Origin of the sequence: Mesorhizobium qingshengii, assembly GCF_027563465.1 — a bacterium.
Lineage (GTDB): Bacteria > Pseudomonadota > Alphaproteobacteria > Rhizobiales > Rhizobiaceae > Mesorhizobium > Mesorhizobium qingshengii_A.
In genome coordinates this window covers 61,732-85,351 of sequence record NZ_JAPFQA010000017.1, presented here as the reverse complement: position 1 = coordinate 85,351, position 23,620 = coordinate 61,732, and the positions used below count along the sequence as shown (strand labels likewise).

The window sequence follows — 23,620 nt, the reverse complement described above, 5'->3', positions numbered from 1 at the left end:
GCGCGAGGGTCATCGCCTGGACCATGCCAGCCAGCGTCCCGCCAGATGTTTCCAAAACGAGGTGAGCCGGGTTCGCCGGTAGGCGTCACCCGCCATCTTTATGCCTTGTGCCTGGGTCGGGAAGGGGTGGATGACGTCGGCCAGCGCATTCAGCCCCATGCCCGACCTGATGGCGAGCGACACTGCATTGATCATCTCTCCGGCATGGGAGGCGACGACCGTGGCACCGAGGATGCGGTCGGATCCTTCCCTGACGTGGATCTTGACGAAACCCTCTTCCTCGCCGTCCATCACCGCCCGGGCGACATCGTGCATCAGCACCGTGTAGGTCTTGACCGGTACGCCGTTCTGGCGCGCCTCAGCCGGATACAGGCCGACATGGGCGATCTCCGGATCGGTGTAGGTGCACCAGGGAACGACCAGTTCACTCAGCTTCCTGCGCCCGAAAAACAGCGCGTTCCGCACGACGATGCGGGCTGTCGCCTCCGCGGTGTGCGTGAACTTGTGTTCGAGGCAAACGTCGCCGGCCGCGTAGATGCGCGGATTTGTGGTTCGCAGATAATCATCCACCTTGATGCCGTTGGCATCGTAGGCCACGCCGGCGTTTTCCAGGTCGAGACCGTCGACATTGGGCGACCGGCCGATGCCGGTGACGATCTCGTCGACGGAAATCGTCGTCGTTTCGTCGTCCCGCACCAGGTCGGCGAGCTTCTTCCCACCCGCTGTCCGCACCGCCACCACCTCGGTGTTCAGGCGAACCTCCACCCCTTCGCGCGCCAGCGCGTCCGAAAGGATCTGGGCGGCGTCGCGTTCTTCGCCGGGCAGAAACATCGGATCGCGCTGCGCCAGGATGACGTTCGCGCCGAACAGGCAGAACGCTTGCGCCATCTCGCAGCCAAGCTGCCCGCCGCCAATGACCAGAAGCCGCTTCGGGCAGTCGGCAAGATCGAACATGGTCTCGTTGCTGAGATAGCCTGCCTCGGCGAGGCCCGGAATTGTCGGCAGGCGCGCACGCGATCCCGTCGCGACCAGCGCCTTCCTGAAATGCAGGGTTTGCCCGGCGACCAGAATCGAGTCCCGCCCGGAAAATCGCGCTTCGCCGAAGTAGAGGTCGATGCCTTCGGAAGCCAGGCTCTCGGCCGAATCGGCGCGGCTGATCCGCCGCCGTATCTGCCGCATCCTTGTCATCGCGCGTTGAAAATCGACGCCAACATGTTTCGGCGTGTCGCCGCCAAAATTCTCGGCATCGCGCATGTCGGCATAGAGTCTGGCGGTGCGGATCACCGCTTTCGACGGAATGCAGCCGACATTGATGCAAACGCCGCCGATCAGGCTGCGCTCGACCAGTGCAACCTTTGCGCCGAGGCTCGCCGCCTCGCGGGCCGCGGTCAGCCCGGCGGGGCCGGCGCCGATGACGACGAGATTGTACGGTCCGGTTGGGTCGGGGTTGCGCCAGTGTGGCGGATGCGCGCCCCTGATCAGTGTGGCGTCGTTGCGGTCGACAGGGAAGGCGGCTGCTTTTGTCTTTTCATAAGACATCGCGGCCACCTGGCGCCGGGCTTGCCGGCTGCGATAGCCATCCACCCGTGAAACCCGCTTTGCGCAGGCCGCGACGGATGTGCTGGTTGGACCGCATCAACTCCCAGATCAGGCGCGAGCGATGATTCTCGATCATCATCACCACGATGCCCTGGTCCAGCCCGTAGTGGCCTTCCGACACCCAGCCATGCCGGCCGAAATTTCGCCGGTTCGCCAATGTCGGATTGAAGCCGCTCGGCAGTCGGAAATTGTCGATCACCTCGGGGTAGCGATCGCCGAGATGGCGCAACGCCGCCAGGCAGATGTCTGGCGCGAAAGGCAGCGATGCCGGATAGGACCACGGAGCAATCGTGCCGTCATCCGGCCCGAAAGGCGCGCCGCGCGCGGCATAGCCTGAAAACCGGTGAGGCCTGCGCTCTATCCTGGCGCGAAAGCCGCCTGGCCCGTCGCCCGCGGAAAGTCCCCACAGGTTCTCATCGTAGCCGTTATAGCCGTAAGGGTTATGCCGCGCATAGTCGCGATGAAGGTAGGTCGAGCGCCGGCTGTTTTCGAAATAGTCCGAGTTCTTCTCGCGCATGAAGGCGTCGCGGATGCCGGCGAAATCGATCCAGGCATGCGAGAACTGATGCATGAACAGCGGACCGCCATAGAGCACATCATAACCGTAGATGTTTTCCCATTGATAGGTCGCCGTCCAGCCGACATAGCTGTCATCCGAGGTTGGGCTGTCGGGCGAGGCCATCGACAGCACGTAGAGGATCGTCGCTTCGTTGTAACCTTCCCAGCCATAGTGGAGAAAGCCGCTCTTCGGCTTCCAGCCTTGCCGCAAGGTGGGCGCGCTGCCCTGCGCCCATCGCCAGTCGACGCGCCGGTAGAGCGCCTCGGCCAGGTCCCGGATCTCGCGCTCGTCTTCGCCGGCGCCCGAGAAATAGGCGCCTGACACGAGCAGGCCGGCCATCAACAGCGCGGTGTCCACCATCGACAGTTCGCAGCGCCAGACACGCCGGCCGGTCCGCATGTCGAGAAAATGATAGTAGAAGCCTTTGTGGCCGGTGACATCGTCGCCATTGCCTTGCGTGCTGGTCCAGAAGAAACGCAGCGCGGCAAGCGTCAGCTTCACAGCCGCCTCGCGCGTCATCCATCCGCGTTCGACCCCGACAGGATAGCAGGACAGCGCAAAACCGACGACGGCGATGCTGGCCGGCGAATTCGGCCGTGAGGTATCGGCGACCAACCCGTTGTCGGGGTTCACGTTTTCGAGGAAATAGTCGAAGGCCGCGCGCTGATAGCGGTCGAGCAGGTCGTCATCGGACAGCGAGGTTGGGTCGACCTTAAGCAAATGCAGCGGACCCCAGCCGGATGGCCGCGGCGCCCGTCGAGCGCACGGCAGTGGCGCGGCCCAGGCAGGCCATCGCGTTTGCAGGACTGTCACACCGTGTCATGGCTTTTCCGCACACCTGTTGCGCCATCGCCGATCCAGGCGCCGCCCACTATACGCCCGTCCAGCTTCTTTCGTTGCCCCGTCACGCGGAATTGTAGCGCATCAGGCTGACGCAGCGGGTGTCCTGGCCTGTCTCAATAGGTGGCCCGGCCGCCGGAAACGTCGAACACGGCGGCTGTCGTGAACGAGCACTCCTCCGAGGCGATCCAGCAGATCAGCGCCGCCACTTCGTCGACCTCGCCGAAGCGCGCCATCGGTATCTTGGACAGCATGAAGTCGATGTGCTCCTGGCTCATCTGCTTGAAGATCGCAGTGCGCACCGCCGCTGGCGTCACGCAGTTGACCGTCACCTTGGTCTTGGCCAGTTCCTTGCCGAGCGACTTGGTCAGGCCGATCACGGCGGCCTTGGAGGTGCTGTAGGCCGAAGCGTTGGGGTTGCCTTCCTTGCCGGCGATCGAGGCGATGTTGACGATGCGGCCGTAGTTGCGCTCGAGCATGTGCGGCACCAGCGCCTTGTTGCAGTAGAAGACGCCATTGATGTTGATGTCGATGACCTTCTGCCAGTCCTCGGTCGAATAGTTCCAGGTGGTCATGTTCGGCCCGGTGATGGCAGCGCTGGTGACCAGGATGTCGACGCCGCCAAGGGCTTCGAGCGTCCGCGCGGCGGCGCTTTCGACACCAGCGGCGTCGGCAACGTCGACCGCCACACCGTGGAGGGCCGGAACGACGGTTTTGGCTTGCTCGATCTGGCCGGGATCGCGATCCCAGACGCAGACGCGCCCGCCCTCGTCGACGATCCTTTGCGCGACGGCCAGGCCTATGCCCGAGGCGCCGCCAGTGATGACAGCCGACCGACCGCTGAACCGTCCCGCGAAACCCGGCATATGGTCTTCCTCCCAATCGGTGGCGAATGTGAAGTCAACGGCGGCCAAGTTCAAGGCGGGATCGGAGCCGCCGGACGGGATATTGGTGGGCCAGCAGAATGCGGCCGCTATCGGTGCTGGAAGAACTGCAGGAACAATTCCCGTTCAGTGGTGATGTCGAGCTTCTCGTAGATGCGCCGGCGATGGTTCTTGACGGTGCCGACGGTGATGCCGAGACGCTCGGCGATGTTCGCTGTTGGATGACCGGCGAGGATCAGCTGGACCAGTTCCCGTTCGCGCAGCGACAGCTCGGGCCACAGGCTGGCCGGGATGGTCGGCTCCTGCCGGGGCGAGGCGCCCGGACCTGTCGGCGCCGAGGTGCGGGAGAACTCGGTTCCCCGCGCCTTGATGTCGAGTGCGTGCAACGCCTCGAACACAGGCAGCCGCTCATCCAGGAGTGAGATCTCGCTGTCCTTGAACGACATCTTCGAGCGGTCGAGGAAGATGCCGAGGCACCAGTCGCCGCCATCGGCCAGCATGATGCCGACCTCGTCGCAGATTTCCGACTGCGCCAGGAAGCCGGCTATGTATTGGCCGCGCTTGGCCTCATCGTCGGCAAGCCGCTTCAGCGGCATGATGCCGAGCCGTCGTTCGCGCCGCCACGAGGCATAGAATGGGTCGAAGACATAGTAGCTGGCGAGGTAACGCTGGACCATCTCGTCCGAAAAGCGCCGGTGCTTGATGAATTCCGGTGTCTGCGTCGCCGAATAGCGCGTCACGGTGACGAGGTCGTGCTCGATATCGGCGCCGATCAGGTCGATCAGGCAGTCGACATGCCTGTCCGTGCCGGTAGCGGCGATCGCCCTGGCGAGCGGCGCCCAGATATTGCCCATGCGCATGCCCTTTTCTCGGCGATGTCAGCCCAGCCGTCATTGTGTCTTTAGGCATATGGCGCGATGCCGCCTGTCGAATCTAGCCTGGCGTCAACCTAGACCAGATCCGAGGCGACCGTGACCCAGCCCCATCCCACCGGCCCTATCGTTGGCAATCCGCCAATCATTGGCAATCCCATCGTCATCGGCATCGACGCCGGCGGCACCATGACCGACACGATCCTTGTCGATCAGGACGGCCACTTCAAGATCGGCAAGTCGGCAACCACGCCCAGGAACGAAGCCGAGGGCTTTCTGGCCTCGGCCGAAGACGCGGCGGATGCCTGGGGCATCTCGCTGGAAACACTGTTTTCCGGCGTCAACGTCGTGCTCTATTCCGGCACCGGCATGCTCAACACGCTGCTGTCGCGCACCGGTCGCCGGCTCGGCCTGATCACCACCAAGGGCCTCGAGGACATGATCCTGATGGGCCGTGGCCTGCAGGCCTGGGCCGACTATTCCTATGCCGACCGGCTGCACGCGGTGACCCATCATCACCCCGATCCGCTGGTGCCACGCCGCCGCACCCATGGCGTCACCGAGCGCATCGACCAGTTCGGCGATATCGTGCTGCCGCTTTACGAACACGAAGTCTCAGCCGCCGCGAAAAAACTGATCGCCGACGAGGTCGAAGCGATCTGCGTCATGACCATCTTCTCGCACGTCAATCCGGTGCACGAGAAGCGCATCGCCGAGATCTGCCGCGCTGAGGTCGAAAAAGCCGGCGCCAACATCATCGTCTACACCAGCCACGAGGTGCGCCCGGTCATCCGCGAACAGTCGCGGCTGAATTCGGTGCTGATCGAAGCCTATGCCACCTCGCGCGGCCGCAAGCAGCTCAAGGGCATAGAGGACGTCTCGAAAAAGTACGGCTTCAAATATGGCGTGCAGACGCTGCTGTCCTTCGGCGGCCTGACCTCGATCAACCATCCGCGCCTGCACGAAACCATGATCTCCGGCCCGATCGGCGGCATCCTCGGTGCGGCCTATGTCGGCAAGCTGATCGGCAACGATTCGCTGATCTGTTCGGATATGGGTGGCACCTCCTTCGACATGGGTGTCATCACGCGCGGCCAGACACGGATCGAGAACGAGCCGTTGATGGACCGTTTCAAGCTCAATGTGCCGACGCTGCATCTCGACACGATCGGCGCCGGTGCCGGCATGATCCTCAAGGTCGACCCGTTGACGAAAAAAGTCAGCCTCGGACCGGAAAGCGCCGGCTCCGATCCCGGCCCGATCTGCTTCGATCGCGGCGGCACCGAACCGACCATCGCCGATTGCGACGCCATCCTCGGCCGGCTGAACCCGCATTACTTCCTTGGCGGCAAGGTCGTGCTGCAGGTCGAAAAGGCCCGCCAGGCCTTCGAGGAAAAGTGCTCCAGTGTGCTCGGTGTTGGCGTCGAGGAAGCCGCCGAAGGCATGATCGACATGCTGGAGTCCGATGCCAACAACGCGCTGCGCCGGGTCATTTCGGGTCAAGGCATCCACCCCTCCGAATTCACGCTTCTGTCCTATGGCGGCTCCGGGCCGCTGCATCTGGCCGGTTGCTCCAGGGGCATCGGCTTCAAGGACATCATCACCTTCCAGTTCGCCGCCGCCTTCTCCGCCTTCGGCTGCACCACGGCCGATTTCATGCGGCGGCATTCGGTGTCGACGCAGCACGATATCCCCTCGCGCGCCGATGAGGCGACGCTTGCCGGCTTCGGCGCCAAGGTCACCACGGTCTGGAACGATCTGACCAGGGCGGCGGTCGACGAGATGATCGCCGACGGCCATGCACGCGAGAAGATCAAGACCGTGCCGTTCCTGATGATGCGCTACACCGGCCAGCTCGAGGACGTCGAAGTCATGGCGCCGTTGGCCGAGGTCAATTCGGCCGACGACATGCGCAAGGTTCTCGACGAGTTCGAGGCGGTCTACGCCAAGGTCAACCACCGCGTGTCGCGTTATGGCGAGGCCGGCTTCACCATTACCGAGCTCGGGCTGATCGCCACCGCCGACAAGGTCAAGCCGGTGTTGCTCAAACGGCCGCTTGGGGCCTCCAATCCGGCAACCGCCCACAAGGGGGTGCGGGAGGCCTATATTGGCGGGCGCTGGCACAAGGCCAATCTCTACGAGATGGATCTCCTGCAACCCGGCCACGAAGTGATCGGCCCGGCCATCATCGAACATCCCGCCACCACGCTCGTCGTTCATCCGCAAGACCGTGTCTTCGTCGATGAATGGACGCTGCTGCACTACACCCACGCTTGAGAGGGCGACCGCCATGTTGGACAAACCTGCCTCGGCCCTGCGCCTTCGCGAACGGCTGCTCGATTCCGAGCGGCTGATGGAAGAAACCGGCTGCTATGACGGCATCACGGAACTCACGCTGCGCAACCAGGACCCGTTGAAATTCGAGACGCTGCACACCAAGCTGCGCGCCTATTGCGTCTCGGCCCGAGAGATGGCGCGCCGCATCTCTGCCTCGCCCGGCGTGCGCGAGGTCGGCGAGATGGTGGTGGCGATCTATACGCCGGAGGGCGACGCGATCGCGCTCTCCAACGGCATCATGGTGCACGTCCATACGATGAGCCGTTTCATCAAGTGGATGATCAAGAACAACTACGAGGAAAACCCGCGCATCCGCGAAGGCGATATCTTCGCCAACAACGACGCCTTCATCGGCACCGTGCAGGTGCCTGACGTCATGGACGTGGTGCCGATCTTCCATGAAGGCACGCTGGTCGGCTGGGCCGGTGCCGTCTGCCACGAGCTGGAAGCCGGCGGCATCACGCCGGGTGGCGACGTGTGTCTCGCGCAGGAACGCTTCACCGAAGGCCTGTTCGTCTGCGCCGAGAAGATCGGCGAGAATGACGAGATCCGCCGCGACTACGTCATCCGCTGCGAGCGCAACCTGCGCATGCCGATCTACTGGGTGCTCGACGAGAAAGCCAAGGTCGCGTCCTGCATCGACATGCGCGAAAGCGTCAAGCAGCTGATCTCGGAGATCGGCCTCGACTACTGGATGAAGGTGTCGAAGGAGTTCATCGAGGAAGGCCGCCGCGCGCAGCTCGCCCGTACCCGCCAGCTCACCGTTCCCGGCATCTATCGCGGCCACACCTTCTATGGCCACGTCACATCAGGCAAGCCCGGCTTCCAGCTGCTTGGCGATCCGGACTGGCTCTACAACATCCCCATCGAGATGGAGATCACCACAGACGGCAAGATCACCATGGACTTCGAGGGCACGCAGCCCTGGGGCTATCATTCGATGAACTGCACGCCCGCCGGCATGGATGGCGGCATGTTCGTTACCTTGACCCAGCACATGAATTTCGAAGGGCTGGTCAATGACGGCGCCTGGATGGCGACCGAGCTGAAATTGCCGCACGGCACCTGGACCAACCCCGACAACGAAATGGTGGCGACCGCGACGTCATGGGCGCTGCTGCTTCCCGCCTATGGCGTCTTCCAGCGGCTCTTGTCGCGCGGCTTCATCGCACGCGGCTATGTCGAGGAAGCCTTTGTCGGCCAGGTCAACAGCCCGATGATCGAGATGGGCGGCGAAAGCCAGTATGGCACGCCGTTCGGCATGGCGCATTTCGAATGCGCCGCCGCCGGCTCCGGCGCGCTCGCCATCAAGGACGGGCTCGACACCGCCTATGTCGGCTGGAACCCGGAATCGGACATGGGCAACATCGAGGTCTGGGAACAATCGATGCCGATGGTCTATATCGGCCGCTCGATCGTCCCCAACTCCGGCGGCGCCGGCAAATATCGCGGCGGCTGTTCCTTTGTCTCGACCTGGCTGATCAACAAGACCCCGCATCTCAGGCTCCACACCTCGGAGCACTCTTCCAGGGTCTTCGACAATGGCGGCATGTGCGGCGGCTATCCGGCGCCGACCTGCCAGAAGCACCGCGCGGTGCGCAATTCCAACATCCACGAGTTGGCGGCAAAAGGCCAACCGCTGGCGCATGCGCCCGGCATCGACCCGCATGTCTCGGATTACGAGAAGAACATCGGCGGCGACCATGTCGTGGTCGAGGGCCCCTACATCACCGCGCCGCACAAGGAAGGCGATATCTTCAGCCATTCCTACAATGGCGGCGGCGGTTACGGCGACGTGCTTGAGCGTGACCCGATCAAGACGGCATGGGATGTCGAGAACGGCTTCCTCACCCGCGAGGCGGCGGACCAGGTTTTCGGCATCGTGCTGAAGGACGACGCCGAGGGCTATCCGGTCGCCGATATCGACGCGACGGTCGAACGCCGGGCTGAGATGCGCAAGCAACGCCTGGCCAAGGCGATCCCGGTGGCGGACTGGATCGCCAGGGAGCGCGGCCGCGTCGAAAAGGCCGACTTCGCCCCCGAGGTGAAGAAAATGTATGCCAGCGCCATCAAGCTGTCGTCGCGCTTCACCAGGGATTTCAGCGATTTCTGGAACGTCGATGCCAGATCGATCTTCACGCCGGGAGCAAAGTCATGACCTCGTACAGCAAGGAAGTCATCCGCGATCTGGCCGCCGGTCAGCTGCCCTGGCCGCAGACGCGGCGCATCATGAGCGCCTACAAGGACGATGATCGTTTCTTCAAGATGGTCGCCGTCTACCAGGATCGTGTCGCCTGGAAAGACCCGATCCTGCTTCCGGTGAGCGATCACCTGTTCATCTGCCAGAGCGGCGACGAGCGTATCACCCGCTGCGAGTGCGGCCATTCCTTCGGTGACTATCGCAAGAACTGGAAGCTGAACGCCGCGATCAACGTGCGCAACACCGAGGAAGCGTTGCGCGAGATCTACCCCAACAGCGACCTTCCCGATCCGCAATGGATGGAGATCCGCGAATTCATCTGCCCGCGATGCGGAACGTTGCACGAGGTCGAGGCGGCGGCACCCGGCTATCCGATCGTCCATGATTTCGAACCCGACCTCGAAGGTTTTTATCGTGAATGGCTGGGCAAACCACTTTGAGGAAACTGGTATTGTGAATCGCGCAGCAGGCAAGGGTGCGCCCGTCACCGGGGAAGGGATGGTCATCGATGGAGGTTGTCTTGCCGTGTGAATCTCAAATCCTCTTGGGCCGGCTTGCCCGTCCTGAACTGTCCGGGAGCCACATCTGATGAAGAACCTTTCCGGCCGCAGCGCGATCGTCACGGGCGGGTTTTCAGGCATGGGCTTTGCCATTGCCACGGCATTGGCCGAGGCCGGCGCCAATGTCGCCGTCGGCTCCTACATTGCCCCCGCCGGCGCCGACAGATCCGATGCCGCCTATTATCCCGGCGCGGACGAGATCGAGCGCGTCCGCGCGGCTCTCGCAGCGCACGGAACCAAGGTTCACGCCGCGCATCTCGACGTGCGCGACAGCGAGGTCACCAATCGGTTCGCCGCGGACGCGGAAGCGGCCATCGGACCTGCCGACATTCTGGTCAACGCCGCCGGCACCACCGCCGAGCAGCCGGTCTGTGGTCATTCCGATGCGCTGTGGGAGAAGATCGTCGACACCAATCTCACCGGCGCCTTCCGCGTCACCCGCGCCGTGTTGCCGGGCATGATCGGGCGCGGCTGGGGCCGCATCGTCAACATTGGCTCGACGGCGGCTTCCGTCGGCTGGAAGGACAACCCGGCCTACTGTGCCTCCAAGGCCGGCCTTCTCGGCCTCACTCGTTGCGTGGCGCTGGAAGGCGCCGCGCACGGTGTCACCTGCGTCATGATCAGCCCGACCTGGGTCGAGACCGAACTGATGCGTCGCAACGTGGCGCAGGTCGTCGAGCGCGAAGGCAAGGGGCGCACGCCAGAGGCGGCGATGGCCGAGATCGCCAGGGGTAACCCGCAGCAGCGCATGCTGCAGCCGCGGGAGATCGCGGCGCTGGCGGTCTTCCTGTGCTCCGATCTGGCCAAGGGCATCACCATGGAAAACATCCAGATCACCGGCGGAGCCCTATGGTAGTGTTCTTGCAGGATGGCCAGCCAGTTGACCTCTCCGCGTCCCCTTGGCTGCAAGACAAGGTGACCGGATTTGCCATTGAGCGCCGGGCGCGATAGGTTATATTGCACTGCACAATGGAGACGCCGTTTATTGCACGCCCCTGTTCGCGTATATGCCGGCTGGCTTATGGCACGCCGGGCCCGGATCGCGTCGGCGGGACTCTGAGATGAAGATTCCAAAGTCCCTGCTGGTCGACCCCGAAAAGAACTCGGTCTATGGCAGTTTCGCCGTGGCCGTCTCGATCTGGGCGTTTTCCTACTCCGTCATTTTCGGCCAGGTACTGATCCTGGCCTACTACGCGGTCTGGCTTCCGCTCATCCTGGTCGACTACCGGCGGTTCCTGCGGCAGCTGTCCAGCGCCTGGTTGCCACTGCTGTTTGCAGCCTATGTCTGCTTGTCGGTCTTCTGGTCGGCGGCTCCCGGCATCACCGCGCGGACGGCCGTCCAGTACTTTTCCCACATTGCCTGCGCCTACATCGCGGCGCGGACCGTCAGCGTGCGTACGCTGACGATCGGCGCCCTGATCGGCATATTCGTCGTCCTGCTCTATTCGCTGCGGGTCGGACACTATTCCGAGGACGTCCTCGATGGCACCGTTAACTTCGTCGGCGCCTTCGCCTCCAAGAACCAGATCGGCTTCGTCGCCTCGCTCGGCATCTATTTCTCCGTTGTGTTCCTAGCTTTTCTGCGCCGTAGCCGGATGAGCTTTATCGCGATGGTACCTGTCGTGCTGTTGTCGGCTTATATGCTGGCCGTTTCGCATTCCGCCACCTCTGTGGCCTCGATTCCGGCCGTTTTGGCCCTGGTGGTTCTGCTTGCCATGAGCAAGTTGCTCTCACGCCGCTACCGCAGGGTGATATTTCTGGTGGGGGCGGGCCTGCTTGTCGTGTCGGCCTTCGCAGCCATGAACATGGGGCTGCTGGATTTCGTCCTCAACATATTCGGCAAGGATTCCACGCTCACGGGGCGGACCTATCTGTGGGAGCAGGGTTGGAACGCCGCACAGAAATCGCCGATTCTTGGCGTCGGCTATGCCGCCTATTGGGTGCAAGGCTTCTCCGAAGCCGAGCGGCTATGGAATGAATTCTACATTACGAGCCGCACCGGTTTCCATTTTCACAACACCTATATCGAGGCCCTTGTCGAACTAGGCTCCGTCGGGGTGACGATGATTGCGCTGATCATGCTGCGCACGCTCTATGGCCATGTCTCGGCGGTGATCTTCAGGACGTGGCAAGCGGGGCCGGTGATTCTCACCGGCGTGATGGTGCTGCTGTTGATCCGCTCCTTCGTCGAGGTTGACATTCTCAACCCCTACGTGACGGGCTCCTTTCTGATGTACTACAGCTTTTTCAAGCTGGCGAAAGTACCTGTCACCAGTCCGCGACGGGCCGCGGTACCAACGAACCGGCAGGGTCTGGAGCAGGATCCCGAAAAGTGGAATCCGGCTTTCGCGAATGGTCATGCCCAAACAAGCAAATAGTCCGATCCCCTCCCCGTTGGGATCGGACAGGCCTCAGTCCGGACGAAACTTGCCTCGGACCGATGCATCGAACTTCCTGTCAGGATCGAATGTAATCTTGGGACGCTGCAATCTCGCGAATTATGCGGGCAGGATTTCCTGCCGCCAGACTTCGCGGGGGAATGCTTTTGGTCACGACAGATCCGGCTCCAACTACGCTATGGTCACCGATTTCGACCCCAGGCAGGATTATTGAATTTCGACCAATCCAGACATTATCGCCGATCAGGACAGGCATTGACTTGACGCCGGCGCCTTGCTCGATCTCATGATAATTTGAATCCTGGATTACGACGCAGTCACCAATCAGACAGTTTCTTCCTATGCTGACGGCGACGGATACGTCGATCATGACCCCGCTGTTTATGAATGATTTTGAGCCGATTGACAGCTTTGCATTGCTAAGCACATGAAACCAGCAGCGCGAGCCAAAGCCTCGGAACGAAACGAGGGAGCCGAAATTGATTTTGCCTTTTCCTGAAATATGAGGAGAGGTACCAAGAATGGATACTCGGTCAGATATTTCTACCCCTCTCGTCTTCCAAAGAAGCGTAATAAATTTACCTTTGATATATCGCCTAGCGCGATAGATGTTCATCAGAACATATCCATTGTTAGATATATTATTTGTCGGACCAAGCGTCCTTTTTTGGAAGAGCCGATTGGTCGAGCTGCTTGCGCATCTCTGCGCTCATGATGCCTCGAGGCTCGCCGCCAGAGGATTCCCATCCCATCGTCAAGGGAGCGTATATCCTTGACTCCAGTGACCGCTTCGCCTGACAGCCCCTTGAATGCGGGCCGATGTCGATGTCCGAATGCCTACTGGCTGGCCAGCGGCGCCAGCTTGACCTTGATCACGTCGCCAGGCAGCACCAGCGTGTCTTCCTTGGCGGCGATTTCGCTGGTCTTGCCGTCCACGGCCCGCACCAGCGAATAGAGCAGGGTGGGTTGCTGGTCGCTTGTGATGGCGGCCGTCGTCGCGGGATCGCTGGCCTGGGCTATCAGACCTTTCTGCATGTTCACCTTCAGCGCGGCCTCGTTCAGGTCGGCTTCGGTCTGCTGCCGGTCGGTGGCGAGACTTGAACTCAGGGTGTTCTGGGCATCAATGGCGTCCTGCGCCGCCTTGCTGATCGCCTGCTTGGCGGTGAGGATGGCGGTTTCGTAGTCGAGGATCTTGCCCTGCAGGTCGGCGACGGACTGCCGCGAATCCAGCAGTCGGGCGTTGGCGATCAGGCCTTTCTGAGCCAGCGGGCCGATGCTGGCCAGTTGCTGCTGTGCCAGGTCGACCTGCTGCTGCTGGTTGACGATCTTCTTCTGCAGCGATTCGATCTCGGACTGCAAAACCCCTTTCAGATCGTCGAGCGCCTCGAGCTTCAGCTTCAGCGCCTTCTGGTCGGACGTCAGGATCGTCATCTCGTCGGCGACGATGGCCGGCAACCGCGGATCGCCCTCGACCTCCTTAGGCGCCTCGAAGGTCGTCTTGCCGGCCATGTCGGCGTCGATGCGGGCGCGCTTGACGATCAGCCGAACACGCTGGTCGTCGGAGATATCGAAGTTGCCCTTGGCGGTGACCAGGTCCTTGCCGAGCTGGGGGCCAAAATCGGCGTTTCGCCTGATGCCGCCGGCGACGCTGATGGCCTTCAGCACCGTCAGGTCGGGCACATAAGGAAATTGGCCGGGGTTCTGCACCTCGCCGGAAATGTAGAATGGCCGGAACTGCGCCATTTCGACCGAGGCTTCAGGCCTGTCCGACAGAGCGAGCTTGTGCTGCAGCGCCTCGCCGATCGCCGTCGCGATTTCGGAAGTGGTCTTGCCGGAAGCCGGCAATTCGCCGACGAACGGTACCGACAAGGTGCCGGATGGACCGACCGTGTATTCGCCATTCACCGCCGACCAGTCGCGGAACGTGCCTTCGACGGTCTGCCATTCCGCAACGCGGATGGTGAGCTTGTCCTGCGATCCGAGGCGATAGTCGCCGGCGGCGGCGATGTGGGGGACGGCGAGCGACACGACAAGGCATGTGGCCAGCAATCGTGCCCGCCGCAGGCGGCCGGAAAACGGGCCGCCGCGAAGGGCTTCGAACATATCTGTTTTCAACTGAACGTTCCGATCCGCTTTAGCCCCATCGCCCGATGTGCTTGCTGCCGAATGGTTGTTCGATGCCGGTCAGTAGGAGCCGCGCGACATCCAGACGGCAGGGACGGTCTTGATGATGATGCGAACGTCCTCGAACAGCGACCAGTTCTCGACATAGTGGCGGTCGAACGCAACGCGGCTGTCATAGGAAACGTCGTTGCGTCCGCTGACCTGCCACAGGCCAGTCAGGCCGGGACGGGATTTCAGGTAATACACGGCGGAAGTGCCGTAGATCTCCAGTTCGTCGCGCACGACCGGCCGAGGTCCGACAAGGCTCATGTCGCCCTGCAGGATGTTGATGATCTGCGGCAGCTCGTCGAGGCTGAGTTTCCTCAGCACCGCTCCGACACGGGTGACGCGCGGGTCGTTCTTCAGCTTGCGCGTCGCTATCCATTCCGCGTTGGCGTCCGGGTTGGTGGCAAGATAGGCTGCCAGCACCTTGTCGCCGTCCGGAACCATGGTGCGGAACTTCAGGCACGGGAAGACCCGTCCGCCGCGCCCGATTCGCCGGTGGCCGTAGAAAATCGAGCCGCCGTCGGAAAACTTGACCAGCAACGCGATCATAACAAACAGCGGGCTGAGAGCGATCAGGCCGATCAGTGAACCGGTGATATCGAAGCCGCGCTTGAGCAGGCCGCCGATCGGCGGCGGAAATTCGATGTCGGCCTGCGAAAAGCCCGCGGTGGCCGACTTGGCAATGTCCCTCATGCGGTAAACTCCATGCGTTGAACGAATGGTTCACCACACGATACCAAAAAAATGTTGCAGCGCAACACACAATTTCCCGGCCCATTGAAATAGTCACGTCATGAATTGACTAAATAATAAGCTCGCCATGCACAAATTTCGGAATATTTAGCACATTTGTGACAATAAATGGGCACAGACGAAAAAATAGGGGCGGCTTTGGGGCGGTTTTTAGGCGAGGTGCCCTATCTGCCTGAGAGCGGAGCATATTAGTGCTTTAGCGCTGCGTGATACTATGAAGGAATAACATAAAATACTAGCTAATATCGTATCTTCTACTGAAAGTTGGTGGCTGCGGGAGATCGGGGGAAATCCCTCCGTGTGCATTGCACCATGAGTGAGTCGATCGCAAAAGCTCCTACCAAAAATATGTCCAGTTGCCCTTGCCGCCTATTGCTCGCCTTAATAGAATTGCAAATTATACCTGTCAGAGTACCGACAGGTTGGAAAGGCCGGAAGCAACCGGCCGCGAGTGGGCGGCTTAACAAGCCCACATGACAAGGGACGGCGCTCGGGTAGGGCAATCGTTGGATATAACCCGAGCCGGTTTATGGGCTGTTGGGTATGGCGCTTCCAAAATTCATCCTCGGGATGATCTTCGCTCTGGCGATCGTCGTTGGCTGGTCCTGGTTGGGCGGTGCCTCGACAGGCACGATACTGGTGCGCGTCATCATTTGCGCCGTTGTCATTCAGGCGGGTTACTTCGTGCTCGTCTATGCCATGATCGCCGGCAGCGCGCCGACGCCTGCCGACATGGCTCGCGACGCCGAAAGAAAGTTGAAAACGACCGAGGTGGCCGAAGGCGACAAATTGGGCGCCAGGCGCAGCCTGCACTGACCCGGCCGCATCCGGCCTCAAGCCACGTCGGCGGGTTCCCTCTCGCTCTCGGACTGCTCGCCCGACAGCATCCTCGACAATCGGCTTCCGGCCTTGGCCTTCAGTCGCTGATATTGCCCGACTTCAACGATACGGCCATTTTCCACTGCCACCACCCAGTCGGCGAACGCTATCATCGACGGCCGGTGCGCAATGGTCAGGATCGTCATCGTGCCGCGCAATCCGTCGATCGACTTGGCGATAAGCGACTGGTTCTGCCAGTCGAGCGCGCTGGTGGCCTCGTCCAGGATGAGCAGGGACGGCTTGCGCAGCAGCGCGCGCGCAAGCGCAATGCGCTGGCGCTCGCCGCCCGAAAGCCGCACGCCCCGGTCGCCGACCTCCGTCCCGAGCCGGAGGTCGAGCCGCTCGACGAATTCGCCGGCGTGCGCAGCGCGCAGCGCGGTCCACAAATCCTCGTCGCTGGCCTGCGGCGCGGCAAGGCGCAGATTCGCCGCGATCGTGTCATGCAGGAGGAACACGTCCTGCGGCACATAGGCCACCTGGCCGCGCCAGCGACGGCGATTGGCGGCATCGATCTCGACCCCGTCGACGAGAATCTTGCCGGCGGTCGGCTCGAGCAGCCCGAGCAGCATGTCGGCGATCGTGCTCTTGCCTGATCCGGAGGGGCCGATAAGGGCGGTGACCTTGCCCGCCGGCAGGCCGAAGGTGATGTCCGTGACGACCGTCCTGGTGGGGTCGTCGCCATATCCGAAGCAAACGTCCCTTATGTTGAGCCCGGTTGCCAGCGACAGCTTGCCGCCTTCGCCGGCTTCGGCGTCGCCCGGCTCGCGCTCGGCGTCGAAACGCGTCTGCAGGCTGCGCATCGCGGCATAGGCGGGCAGATTGATCAAGACCTGCTGCGCCTGCGTTTGCATGTCCATGAAGCGCGGCGCGATGCGCATGAAGACCAGCAGCAGCACGACGATCTCGGCCAGCGACAGGTTGAAGCGGACCAGCGCCACATAGATGAACAGGCTGAGGCCGACGACGCTCGCCACCTGGAACAGCGCGGTGCCGATCGTGCTGTTGCGCACATAGTCGATGTTGTCGGCCTTCATCCTTTCGAGGGTCGATTGCAGCTGTGCGAAATAGCTGGCCTCGACGTTCAGGCTCTTGGCCACCTTGATGCCGCCAAGGAATTCCGAGACCGTCCGGTACTGGTCCTGCCGATTGGCCGTCAGAACCCGGCCAAAGGCGGTGGCCCGCGCCCGAAAGGGCTGCAGCGCCACGAACATCAGGATGCCGATCACGACGGCAAACAGCGTCATGACCGGCGAGATGAACACCGAAACCAGGAGATAACCGGCCAGAAGCACGGCGATCTGCACCAGCATCAACAGCGCGAAGGCGGCGCCCTGGACGCGGTCGATGTCGCCGGTCAGGGCATGGTCGAGATCGGAACTGCGCATGCGCGTGAAGACGCCCCAGCGCGCCTTGCCGATGCTCTCGAACAGGTTCATGCGCAAGCGGTTGATGAAATCGAACAGCAGTTTCGCCATGTAGACCGACTTGAAGCGGTTGAAGGCCGCCTGCACGGCGACAAGCCCGATCAGCGCGCAGAGCACCGTCGTCAGTTGCAGCGTCCCGTCCGGCACCAGCCAGCGCACGAAATCATTGTTCGGCAGCCTGACCGCGAAATCCTGGTCGGCGCGACCAACCAGATGCAGCAGCGGCACGAGCAGCAGGATGGAGATGCCTTCGGTCAGGCTGCCCAGGATCAGGAAGAGCAGCGCCGTCCAGGTTCGCCGCCCGCCGATCTGGGCGATGACGGCGCCGAACGCGGCGACGTCGCGAAACAGCGACAAGCTAAGGACCGATGACCTAGACATCGGTCGCCAGATCCCTTTCGATCAGGGCCACGGCCTCGTCGATCCGCTCCAGGCCCGTCGGCACCTCGAGGCGGGACACACCGACATGGTTCGCGATCCCTGAACATTGCCGAAGATGCGTCGCGGCGAAATCGTCGGGCAGGGCCGCGCGGCCGAAACGCGTCACGTAGGAGAATTTGATGATTGCCGGCAAGGCGGCGATGCCGGGCAAGGGCGTGATATCGGCTTTTTCACCCCGTTCCAGCATATAGATCCTGCCTGCCGGCACCCTTTCGCCGGAAAAGGCGCCGTTCAGGCGATGCTGCATCTTGTCGATCTCCGGATGCGCTCGCGGCCGGACTTCCGCGTCCCTGAATGAGATCGCGGCCGCCGCATCGGCGGCCAGCTTGATCTGCGGGAAACCCGGAACGATCATCGGCTGGTTCGGATTGGTCAGGTCCAGGGCCACCACGTCATCGGTAAGCAAGTCATGTCCGGCACGGATCATCGCGCTTGCCGTCGTCGATTTGCCGGCGCCCTTGTCACCCATGAAGATGGCGCTCTTGCCGGCCACGGCAATGGCGCTGGCGTGCAGGACGAGCAGGCCGCGCCGGTGCAGCAGCAGCGCCAGGACCGGACCCAGCAGCGGAAACGCGATCAGCGCGTCGTCGACGCCAGGCGCCGGCTCGACGTCGATGCGGCGACCGTCGGTGATCAGGAACGCGCCGACTGCGTCCCATGCCAGATACTGCCGGTCCGGCTCGAAGCGGAAGTCGGTCGCGGCCTCGGGCGAGGGCCTCGGCAGGTCGATCGTGCCGACGGCGATCACGACATCGGCTGGTGCCGGCGCCGTCGGTTCCAACTCGGGCAGCAACACTTCGGACGCGATGGTCAGGCCGTAGGCCCGGTAGAAGCGCCGTTCTCGCGCGGCCCCGCCACGCGCCAGGGGACGGCCATCGTCTCGGGCGAGCGGCTCGTTGCGAGGCATCATGCGGGACTCCCGCCGGACTGGACCTGCCGCAACCAGAGCGACAATGAAGCCGAGCGCCAGACATACTGGACATCCAGGGGGGCTGCCTGGTCAGGCTGGCGCTGCAGCCGCGCGTAGGCAGCGCTGACCTGCGGAAGGTTGACGTAGGGTGCTATGCGGCCGGAATCGGAAACGAGCAGCTGTTCCAGGAGGTCGCGGTGGTTGCGCAGCATGCCATTGACGAGATTGGAGGTGAAATCGATCTTGTCGCGCCGCCACTGGACCGCCGCCGGCAGGATGCCCTCCATGGCGCGGCGCAGCACATAGCGGCCAAAACCGTGGCTGAGTTTTTCTTCGCCGGGCAGCGCCAGGCAGAACTCCACCAGCGGCTTGTCCCAGAAGGGATAGCGCGGCTCGACGCCGAAATTGGCCGCGGCCTTGTCGAGGACCTCGAAAGCATGCGGCACATAGCCGTTTGAAAGGATCCAGCGATGGCTCAAGGCATCGCTGGCCTTGACGCCGGGCGGCATGTAGCCGGCGCGGTGAAACCGGTCGACAAGCTCGGTTCGCCTGGCCAGGTCCGGATTGATCAGGTCGCGCCAGCTTCCGCCGCGCGGCGCTTGTGCCGGCTTGCGGATCCTGTTCAGGACACGGTTCGCCACGTGTCTCAGCTTCGCGATGCGCCAGGCAGGCCCGTAGATGGTCAGGAACTGGAAGTACATGCCAAGCGTGCTGTCGCCATAGGTGTTGGAGGCACTGCGAATCTCGCGCCATAGATCCATCCACCGGCCGGCATTGGCAAGCTCATGCAGATGGCCATGACCTTGCGAAACGACCTCGTCGCCGCCATGGCCGTCCAGCAGCACCTTGATGCCATTGGCGCCCGCCGTCCGGTAGATGCCGCGGGTGAGCGTGAGGCCCGGCGCCAGGAACGTTCCTTCCTGTTCCTCCAGCACGCGTTCGAATTCAGCGAACGGCGCATAGTTGCCGACCGGAATCAGGGTCGCGTCAACCTTGTGCTGGTCAAGCACGGTATCGATGAACGGGCGTTCGTCCATCGACGAACCCTTCTCGAAAATCAGGGAGAAGGTGGCCAGCTTTGGCTTGCGCGCGGCAGCATTCTGCAGGCCGGCGACACAGGCGATCGACGAGGAATCGAGGCCGCCGCTCAGCATGGCGCCGATCGAAGAGGTTCCCCGCATGCGGTTGTGGACCGATTGCGAGAACAGATGGGCGAATTCCTCGGCCGCATCCGAGCGCATCGGTCGTGGCGACGGCTCGATCTGCCAGTATCTGCGCAGCACAACCTGTTGCGCGGTGACGGTGAGGCTGTGGCGGGCCGGCAAGCTGAAAATATCGTTGTAGGGCGTCGATTGCGGGTCGTCGGGGAGCCCGGCCAGGAATCCCGAGATCTGGTGTTCATTGACGCGCGTGCCGACCCCGTCGACGCCAAGGATCGGACCGATCTCGGAGGCAAAGACAAAATGCCGGTCCGCCGCGTGATAGTAGAACGGTTTGACCCCGAAATGGTCGCGCGCGCAAAACAGGAGCTGTCGCTCGGCATCCCATATGGCGAAAGCGAAATCGCCTTGCAGTTGCATGGGGCAGGCTTCGCCCCAGCGCAGATAGGCCCGCATCAGCAATGTCGCGTCGGCGACCGACCTGTCCCGGATGCCCAGCCTGGCCAGCAGTTCTTCACGGTTGTCCAGCCGGCAATCCGCGGTGATGGCCAGCTTGCCGTCGGCCATCGTCAGCGGACCCGGGCCGGCTTCGTCTGTGGTGTTGAGCCAGGCGTGGCCAAGGGCGATGCCGGCGTCCAGCCACCACGAATTTCCATCAGGGCCACGATGGCGCATGCGTGCCAGCATCTGCTGTATATCCGCTGCGGCAACCGCCGGTGCGTGTCCCCGGACCGCTGATGCGTGTCCCCGGACCGCAGGCGCGTGTCCCCGGACCGCTGATGCGTGTCCCCGGACCGCAGGCGCGTGTCCCCGGACCGCTGATGCGTGTCCCTGTCGCAGCAGGATTCCGGCCACGCCGCTCATCGGCTGCCGTGGTCGACGAGATGGGCGAAACCGTCGATCGATCCGCCGAGGACGACATGGTTGTCGCTGACCAGCCAGGCATGCGCTTTCAACTGCTCGCCGGTGCCGCGTTCGATGCCGACGCGGATCTTCGAGGCATTGCCCTGGCGGGCGAGAATGTACTGGCCTGAAAGCGCCTGGGTCAGGCAAGTGGCGCGCGGCACGAAACGGGCCGCGGCGGCAACCCCCCATGCGACACGGCGCAGTTCGCCCATGCTGGCGCACTGACGCGCCTCGAGCCGCGTCACCAGGCTGCGGACACGGTTGTAGGACAGCAGCGTCAGCCCCAGCCGAACCGCCGTGACCACCAGCAGGCAGCGGGCGAGGAAGATCATTTCCGAGCCGCTCAGGGAAAGAACTCCAAGCATACCTCGCTGACGCTTCGTATGCTTAGGGCGTTTTTCTGTCGCAGGTTCTTGTCGCAAAACCGTGGCCCACTTTTGCGGAACCTGCCTAGACAAGTTCCTCATGATGCAGCCTCGCAAGCCCGTTATCCGCCAGGCCCTTCAGCAATGCGTCGACGTCGGCTTTGCAGCGCGCCGGCTCGACATTGTAGCGCGCAAGCACGGCGCCGCGGATGTCCCCGATCGGCTTCGGCTCCTGGATCAGGTCCCAGATGAAGGCGCCGACGCCATTCAGGCTGTAATAGATGTTGGATTTCAGGTTGAGCAGCGCCAGGCCCTCGCCGAACTCGCAAGCCACGGCGTCCTTGGTCGCGCTCACCAGATCATGGTCGGCCAAATCATGGTCGGACGGGTTCCGTTTCATCCCCAAACCTCGCTTACGCTACGCTTCGACAGTTCCAGGCAATGAAGGGGGAGTCGGAGGTTTTTAGCCCCCGACTCTCTTATTTTTTTGCGTCCAGAGTCCCAACGTCGTCACTCTGGAAAACTGTGATAGGCTCAGGAGAACGTCAGGTCGCCGATCGGCGTATGCGCGGGGAACGATGCATCGATCGCCGTGCTGCCGCCGCCGCCCTGGGTGATGGTTTCAATCGAACCATGTACCGTCAGGCTTGGCGTTTCGTATTCATGCTTTTCAACATTCTGTTCCATTTTACTCTCCAATAAGGACTGGAAACGGCCTGTCGAGTGCCGTCAGCACTTCTCATGCTGCAGCGCAATAGCTGCATGGCAGCATTTATGAGTCAAGTCTGATTTACCAGGCGTTAATCAATTACGGGTTGCGGGCGTCGCGATACGTGTAAGAGATGCCTAAAACCTGACATCTTTCAAGCTGAATCCTTGTGCGTCGGCGCTATGTCGATGGTGATTCTTTAAGCATTTGATTTTGCTTGCATAAAATATTTGCCCGAGCGCCTTCTATTTAGGCATTGCTAAAAAAGGAGTTTCAACTGGCAAAGGTCGGCTGAAACGCCTTGGCAAGGGTGATATCCCAACCGCGATCTCGCGGCCTTTCAGATCGTGAGGCAAACGCTATGGTTGCAGGACTCCGCGCTGCAAAAAAGGTAAAATTCCGCACTGCAAAAGGAAAGGCTTTACCGCATCGAGGTTTTTGGTGATGCTTGCTTCGCACTTGCAGCATAGGCGGCGAGCAAATTGCTTCTTCAGGAGACTGTGCGCTAAATGGCCTTGCCGGACGGTTCATACGAACGATTGCGCGCCGCTGACTGTGCCGACGAGATTGCCTATGTACAGGCTTGCCTGCGCTTGTATTTCGCGGGGGCGGGAGCCACTGCCGGCGACATGTCGATGCCTGGCCCGGGCGTCGCCAATGTTGCCGATATTACCAGGTTGAACAAGGTCGCGACCTTTGTCCTCAAGGCCCTGTCGCGTGCGCCGGCGGGTGAAAGACCGGCCGAGCTTTTTCACTGGTTGGACACCTACCGCAGGAGGACGGTTTCGATGAATGCGTCCTGCATCATGGATTCGATGGCGATCCATGACGTGCTGCGCGCCAGGCAGATCGATTTCGTCTTCCTCAAAGGCCCGTTCCAGCAGCAGCTGCTCTATGACGACCATTTCATGAAGCCTTCCGGCGATGTCGACATTCTGGTCTCGCCGGCCGGGTTTTTCCCGGCGCGTGATGCGCTCCGCTCGATCGGCTACGAGGTCGCCGGCAAGTCGCGCTCCGTCTGGTGGGTTCGCTTCCTTGGCGAACAGCATATGACGCGCGGCGTCGGGCCGAGGCCGTCCACGGTCGATCTTCACTACCGCCTCCAGCAGCCCGGCTCGCCGAGCCCGCGCGACGCGGACGGGTTTCTGCGGCGCAAGCGACAGCTCGAGATCGCCGGTGCGGTGGTGCCGTTCACCTCGGCTGCCGACACTTTGCTTCTGTCCTGCATCAGTGTCGCCAAGGCGCTGTTCAATCGGGAACCCTGCGCGGGTTATGTCTGCGACGTTCGCGCCAGCGCCAGCCGCCTCGACGAGGCGGATCAACAGCTTGTGCTTGACGCAGCGGTCAGGCAGGGGCTGGACGACACGCTGCTGCTTGGCCTGCGCGCCGCAGATGTACTGCTCGGCGGCGCCGGCACGCTTCTGTCGGAGCGTGCCACACGAATCCTGTCACGCATCGGCAACGAGGACCTGCTCAACATGGTCATCGCGCCGTGGCTGTCGTCCTTGCGGTGGCCGCAGCGGCGAACGGTGCTGTGGGAATTGTGCGGCCGTGCGCCAGTCCGCTATCTGGCCGAGGCCGGCTGGGCGGCGTCCGCCGACATCAGCCGCCGCATCTTTGAACGGCCGGGCAGTCAGTGATGAAAAACATATCG

At 62.4% G+C, this 23,620-nt stretch carries 19 protein-coding genes and 1 pseudogene; 7 read left to right on the top strand and 13 right to left on the bottom strand.

What is annotated here, in order from left to right; genetic code table 11:
• Positions 1-9 precede the first annotated feature (9 nt).
• From OOJ09_RS26585 to OOJ09_RS26570, 4 genes are all read right to left on the bottom strand, one after another.
• Positions 10-1,539, bottom strand: a complete 1,530-nt coding sequence (locus OOJ09_RS26585) for a mercuric reductase (protein WP_269908040.1) — start codon at positions 1,537-1,539, stop codon at positions 10-12.
• Positions 1,529-2,878, bottom strand: a complete 1,350-nt coding sequence (locus OOJ09_RS26580) for a glucoamylase family protein (RefSeq protein WP_269908039.1) — start codon at positions 2,876-2,878, stop codon at positions 1,529-1,531. Before OOJ09_RS26580 ends, OOJ09_RS26585 begins: the two co-directional genes overlap by 11 nt.
• Before the next feature lie 236 nt (positions 2,879-3,114).
• Complete coding sequence (locus OOJ09_RS26575; RefSeq protein WP_269908038.1) at positions 3,115-3,864, bottom strand: SDR family NAD(P)-dependent oxidoreductase; 750 nt, start codon at positions 3,862-3,864, stop codon at positions 3,115-3,117.
• A gap of 107 nt (positions 3,865-3,971) precedes the next feature.
• Positions 3,972-4,742: a helix-turn-helix transcriptional regulator gene (locus OOJ09_RS26570; protein ID WP_269908037.1), complete on the bottom strand. Its 771-nt coding sequence runs from the start codon at positions 4,740-4,742 to the stop codon at positions 3,972-3,974.
• Between the two features lie 159 nt (positions 4,743-4,901).
• Between OOJ09_RS26570 and OOJ09_RS26565 the strand changes: the two genes are divergently transcribed.
• The 5 genes from OOJ09_RS26565 (at position 4,902) to OOJ09_RS26545 (ending at position 12,229) form a co-directional block, all read left to right on the top strand.
• Positions 4,902-7,031 (top strand): hydantoinase/oxoprolinase family protein, encoded by a 2,130-nt coding sequence (locus tag OOJ09_RS26565; protein ID WP_269908071.1) that lies wholly within the window; start codon positions 4,902-4,904, stop codon positions 7,029-7,031.
• Between the two features lie 13 nt (positions 7,032-7,044).
• Entirely contained in the window at positions 7,045-9,249 is a 2,205-nt protein-coding gene (locus tag OOJ09_RS26560) for a hydantoinase B/oxoprolinase family protein (protein WP_269908036.1), read from the top strand.
• A complete protein-coding gene (locus tag OOJ09_RS26555) occupies positions 9,246-9,731 on the top strand; it encodes an acetone carboxylase subunit gamma (RefSeq protein WP_269908035.1) in 486 nt (161 codons plus the stop codon). Before OOJ09_RS26560 ends, OOJ09_RS26555 begins: the two co-directional genes overlap by 4 nt.
• Before the next feature lie 148 nt (positions 9,732-9,879).
• Entirely contained in the window at positions 9,880-10,707 is an 828-nt protein-coding gene (locus OOJ09_RS26550) for an SDR family NAD(P)-dependent oxidoreductase (protein ID WP_269908034.1), read from the top strand.
• Positions 10,708-10,912: 205 nt separating this feature from the next.
• Entirely contained in the window at positions 10,913-12,229 is a 1,317-nt protein-coding gene (locus tag OOJ09_RS26545; protein ID WP_269908033.1) for an O-antigen ligase family protein, read from the top strand.
• Between the two features lie 79 nt (positions 12,230-12,308).
• Here OOJ09_RS26545 and OOJ09_RS26540 read toward each other — a convergent pair whose 3' ends face one another.
• The 3 genes from OOJ09_RS26540 to OOJ09_RS26530 all read right to left on the bottom strand — a co-directional run bounded on the left by OOJ09_RS26540 (position 12,309) and on the right by OOJ09_RS26530 (position 15,112).
• Positions 12,309-12,866, bottom strand: a complete 558-nt coding sequence (locus tag OOJ09_RS26540; protein ID WP_269908032.1) for an acyltransferase — start codon at positions 12,864-12,866, stop codon at positions 12,309-12,311.
• 221 nt (positions 12,867-13,087) lie between these two features.
• On the bottom strand, positions 13,088-14,353 hold the full coding sequence (locus OOJ09_RS26535; RefSeq protein WP_269908031.1) for a polysaccharide biosynthesis/export family protein: 1,266 nt from the start codon (positions 14,351-14,353) through the stop codon (positions 13,088-13,090).
• 81 nt (positions 14,354-14,434) lie between these two features.
• Positions 14,435-15,112 (bottom strand): sugar transferase, encoded by a 678-nt coding sequence (locus OOJ09_RS26530; RefSeq protein ID WP_269908030.1) that lies wholly within the window; start codon positions 15,110-15,112, stop codon positions 14,435-14,437.
• Between the two features lie 603 nt (positions 15,113-15,715).
• Between OOJ09_RS26530 and OOJ09_RS26525 the strand changes: the two genes are divergently transcribed.
• Entirely contained in the window at positions 15,716-15,988 is a 273-nt protein-coding gene (locus OOJ09_RS26525; RefSeq protein ID WP_269908029.1) for an exopolysaccharide production repressor exox, read from the top strand.
• A gap of 17 nt (positions 15,989-16,005) precedes the next feature.
• Here OOJ09_RS26525 and OOJ09_RS26520 read toward each other — a convergent pair whose 3' ends face one another.
• The 6 genes and pseudogenes from OOJ09_RS26520 to OOJ09_RS26495 form a co-directional block, all read right to left on the bottom strand.
• Positions 16,006-17,856 (bottom strand): ABC transporter ATP-binding protein, encoded by a 1,851-nt coding sequence (locus OOJ09_RS26520; RefSeq protein ID WP_269908028.1) that lies wholly within the window; start codon positions 17,854-17,856, stop codon positions 16,006-16,008.
• Positions 17,849-18,826: a serine kinase gene (locus tag OOJ09_RS26515; RefSeq protein ID WP_269908027.1), complete on the bottom strand. Its 978-nt coding sequence runs from the start codon at positions 18,824-18,826 to the stop codon at positions 17,849-17,851. Before OOJ09_RS26515 ends, OOJ09_RS26520 begins: the two co-directional genes overlap by 8 nt.
• Positions 18,823-20,694: pseudogene (locus OOJ09_RS26510) on the bottom strand (lasso peptide isopeptide bond-forming cyclase); the annotation flags it as partial. The gene OOJ09_RS26515 and the pseudogene OOJ09_RS26510, both read right to left, overlap by 4 nt.
• A gap of 152 nt (positions 20,695-20,846) precedes the next feature.
• Entirely contained in the window at positions 20,847-21,224 is a 378-nt protein-coding gene (locus OOJ09_RS26505; RefSeq protein ID WP_269908026.1) for a lasso peptide biosynthesis B2 protein, read from the bottom strand.
• Between the two features lie 118 nt (positions 21,225-21,342).
• Positions 21,343-21,657 (bottom strand): PqqD family protein, encoded by a 315-nt coding sequence (locus OOJ09_RS26500; RefSeq protein WP_269908025.1) that lies wholly within the window; start codon positions 21,655-21,657, stop codon positions 21,343-21,345.
• A gap of 134 nt (positions 21,658-21,791) precedes the next feature.
• A complete protein-coding gene (locus OOJ09_RS26495; RefSeq protein ID WP_010913078.1) occupies positions 21,792-21,944 on the bottom strand; it encodes a lasso peptide in 153 nt (50 codons plus the stop codon).
• Positions 21,945-22,475: 531 nt separating this feature from the next.
• On the opposite strand from OOJ09_RS26495, the gene OOJ09_RS26490 reads away from it, so the two are divergent.
• Entirely contained in the window at positions 22,476-23,606 is a 1,131-nt protein-coding gene (locus OOJ09_RS26490; protein ID WP_269908024.1) for a nucleotidyltransferase family protein, read from the top strand.
• The last annotated feature ends 14 nt before the right edge of the window (positions 23,607-23,620 follow it).

Excerpts from the sequence above, each read along its gene's own strand:
- OOJ09_RS26570 (WP_269908037.1), bottom strand. The coding sequence starts at position 4,742 with ATGCGCATGGGCAATATCTGGGCGCCGCTCGCCAGGGCGATCGCCGCT.
- OOJ09_RS26490 (WP_269908024.1), top strand. The coding sequence starts at position 22,476 with ATGGCCTTGCCGGACGGTTCATACGAACGATTGCGCGCCGCTGACTGT.
- OOJ09_RS26495 (WP_010913078.1), bottom strand. The coding sequence starts at position 21,944 with ATGGAACAGAATGTTGAAAAGCATGAATACGAAACGCCAAGCCTGACG.
- OOJ09_RS26520 (WP_269908028.1), bottom strand. The coding sequence starts at position 17,856 with ATGTCTAGGTCATCGGTCCTTAGCTTGTCGCTGTTTCGCGACGTCGCC.
- OOJ09_RS26525 (WP_269908029.1), top strand. The coding sequence starts at position 15,716 with ATGGCGCTTCCAAAATTCATCCTCGGGATGATCTTCGCTCTGGCGATC.
- OOJ09_RS26550 (WP_269908034.1), top strand. The coding sequence starts at position 9,880 with ATGAAGAACCTTTCCGGCCGCAGCGCGATCGTCACGGGCGGGTTTTCA.
- OOJ09_RS26555 (WP_269908035.1), top strand. The coding sequence starts at position 9,246 with ATGACCTCGTACAGCAAGGAAGTCATCCGCGATCTGGCCGCCGGTCAG.
- OOJ09_RS26505 (WP_269908026.1), bottom strand. The coding sequence starts at position 21,224 with ATGATCTTCCTCGCCCGCTGCCTGCTGGTGGTCACGGCGGTTCGGCTG.
- OOJ09_RS26530 (WP_269908030.1), bottom strand. The coding sequence starts at position 15,112 with ATGAGGGACATTGCCAAGTCGGCCACCGCGGGCTTTTCGCAGGCCGAC.
- OOJ09_RS26515 (WP_269908027.1), bottom strand. The coding sequence starts at position 18,826 with ATGATGCCTCGCAACGAGCCGCTCGCCCGAGACGATGGCCGTCCCCTG.
- OOJ09_RS26540 (WP_269908032.1), bottom strand. The coding sequence starts at position 12,866 with ATGAACATCTATCGCGCTAGGCGATATATCAAAGGTAAATTTATTACG.
- OOJ09_RS26500 (WP_269908025.1), bottom strand. The coding sequence starts at position 21,657 with ATGAAACGGAACCCGTCCGACCATGATTTGGCCGACCATGATCTGGTG.
- OOJ09_RS26585 (WP_269908040.1), bottom strand. The coding sequence starts at position 1,539 with ATGTCTTATGAAAAGACAAAAGCAGCCGCCTTCCCTGTCGACCGCAAC.
- OOJ09_RS26560 (WP_269908036.1), top strand. The coding sequence starts at position 7,045 with ATGTTGGACAAACCTGCCTCGGCCCTGCGCCTTCGCGAACGGCTGCTC.
- OOJ09_RS26535 (WP_269908031.1), bottom strand. The coding sequence starts at position 14,353 with ATGTTCGAAGCCCTTCGCGGCGGCCCGTTTTCCGGCCGCCTGCGGCGG.
- OOJ09_RS26575 (WP_269908038.1), bottom strand. The coding sequence starts at position 3,864 with ATGCCGGGTTTCGCGGGACGGTTCAGCGGTCGGTCGGCTGTCATCACT.
- OOJ09_RS26545 (WP_269908033.1), top strand. The coding sequence starts at position 10,913 with ATGAAGATTCCAAAGTCCCTGCTGGTCGACCCCGAAAAGAACTCGGTC.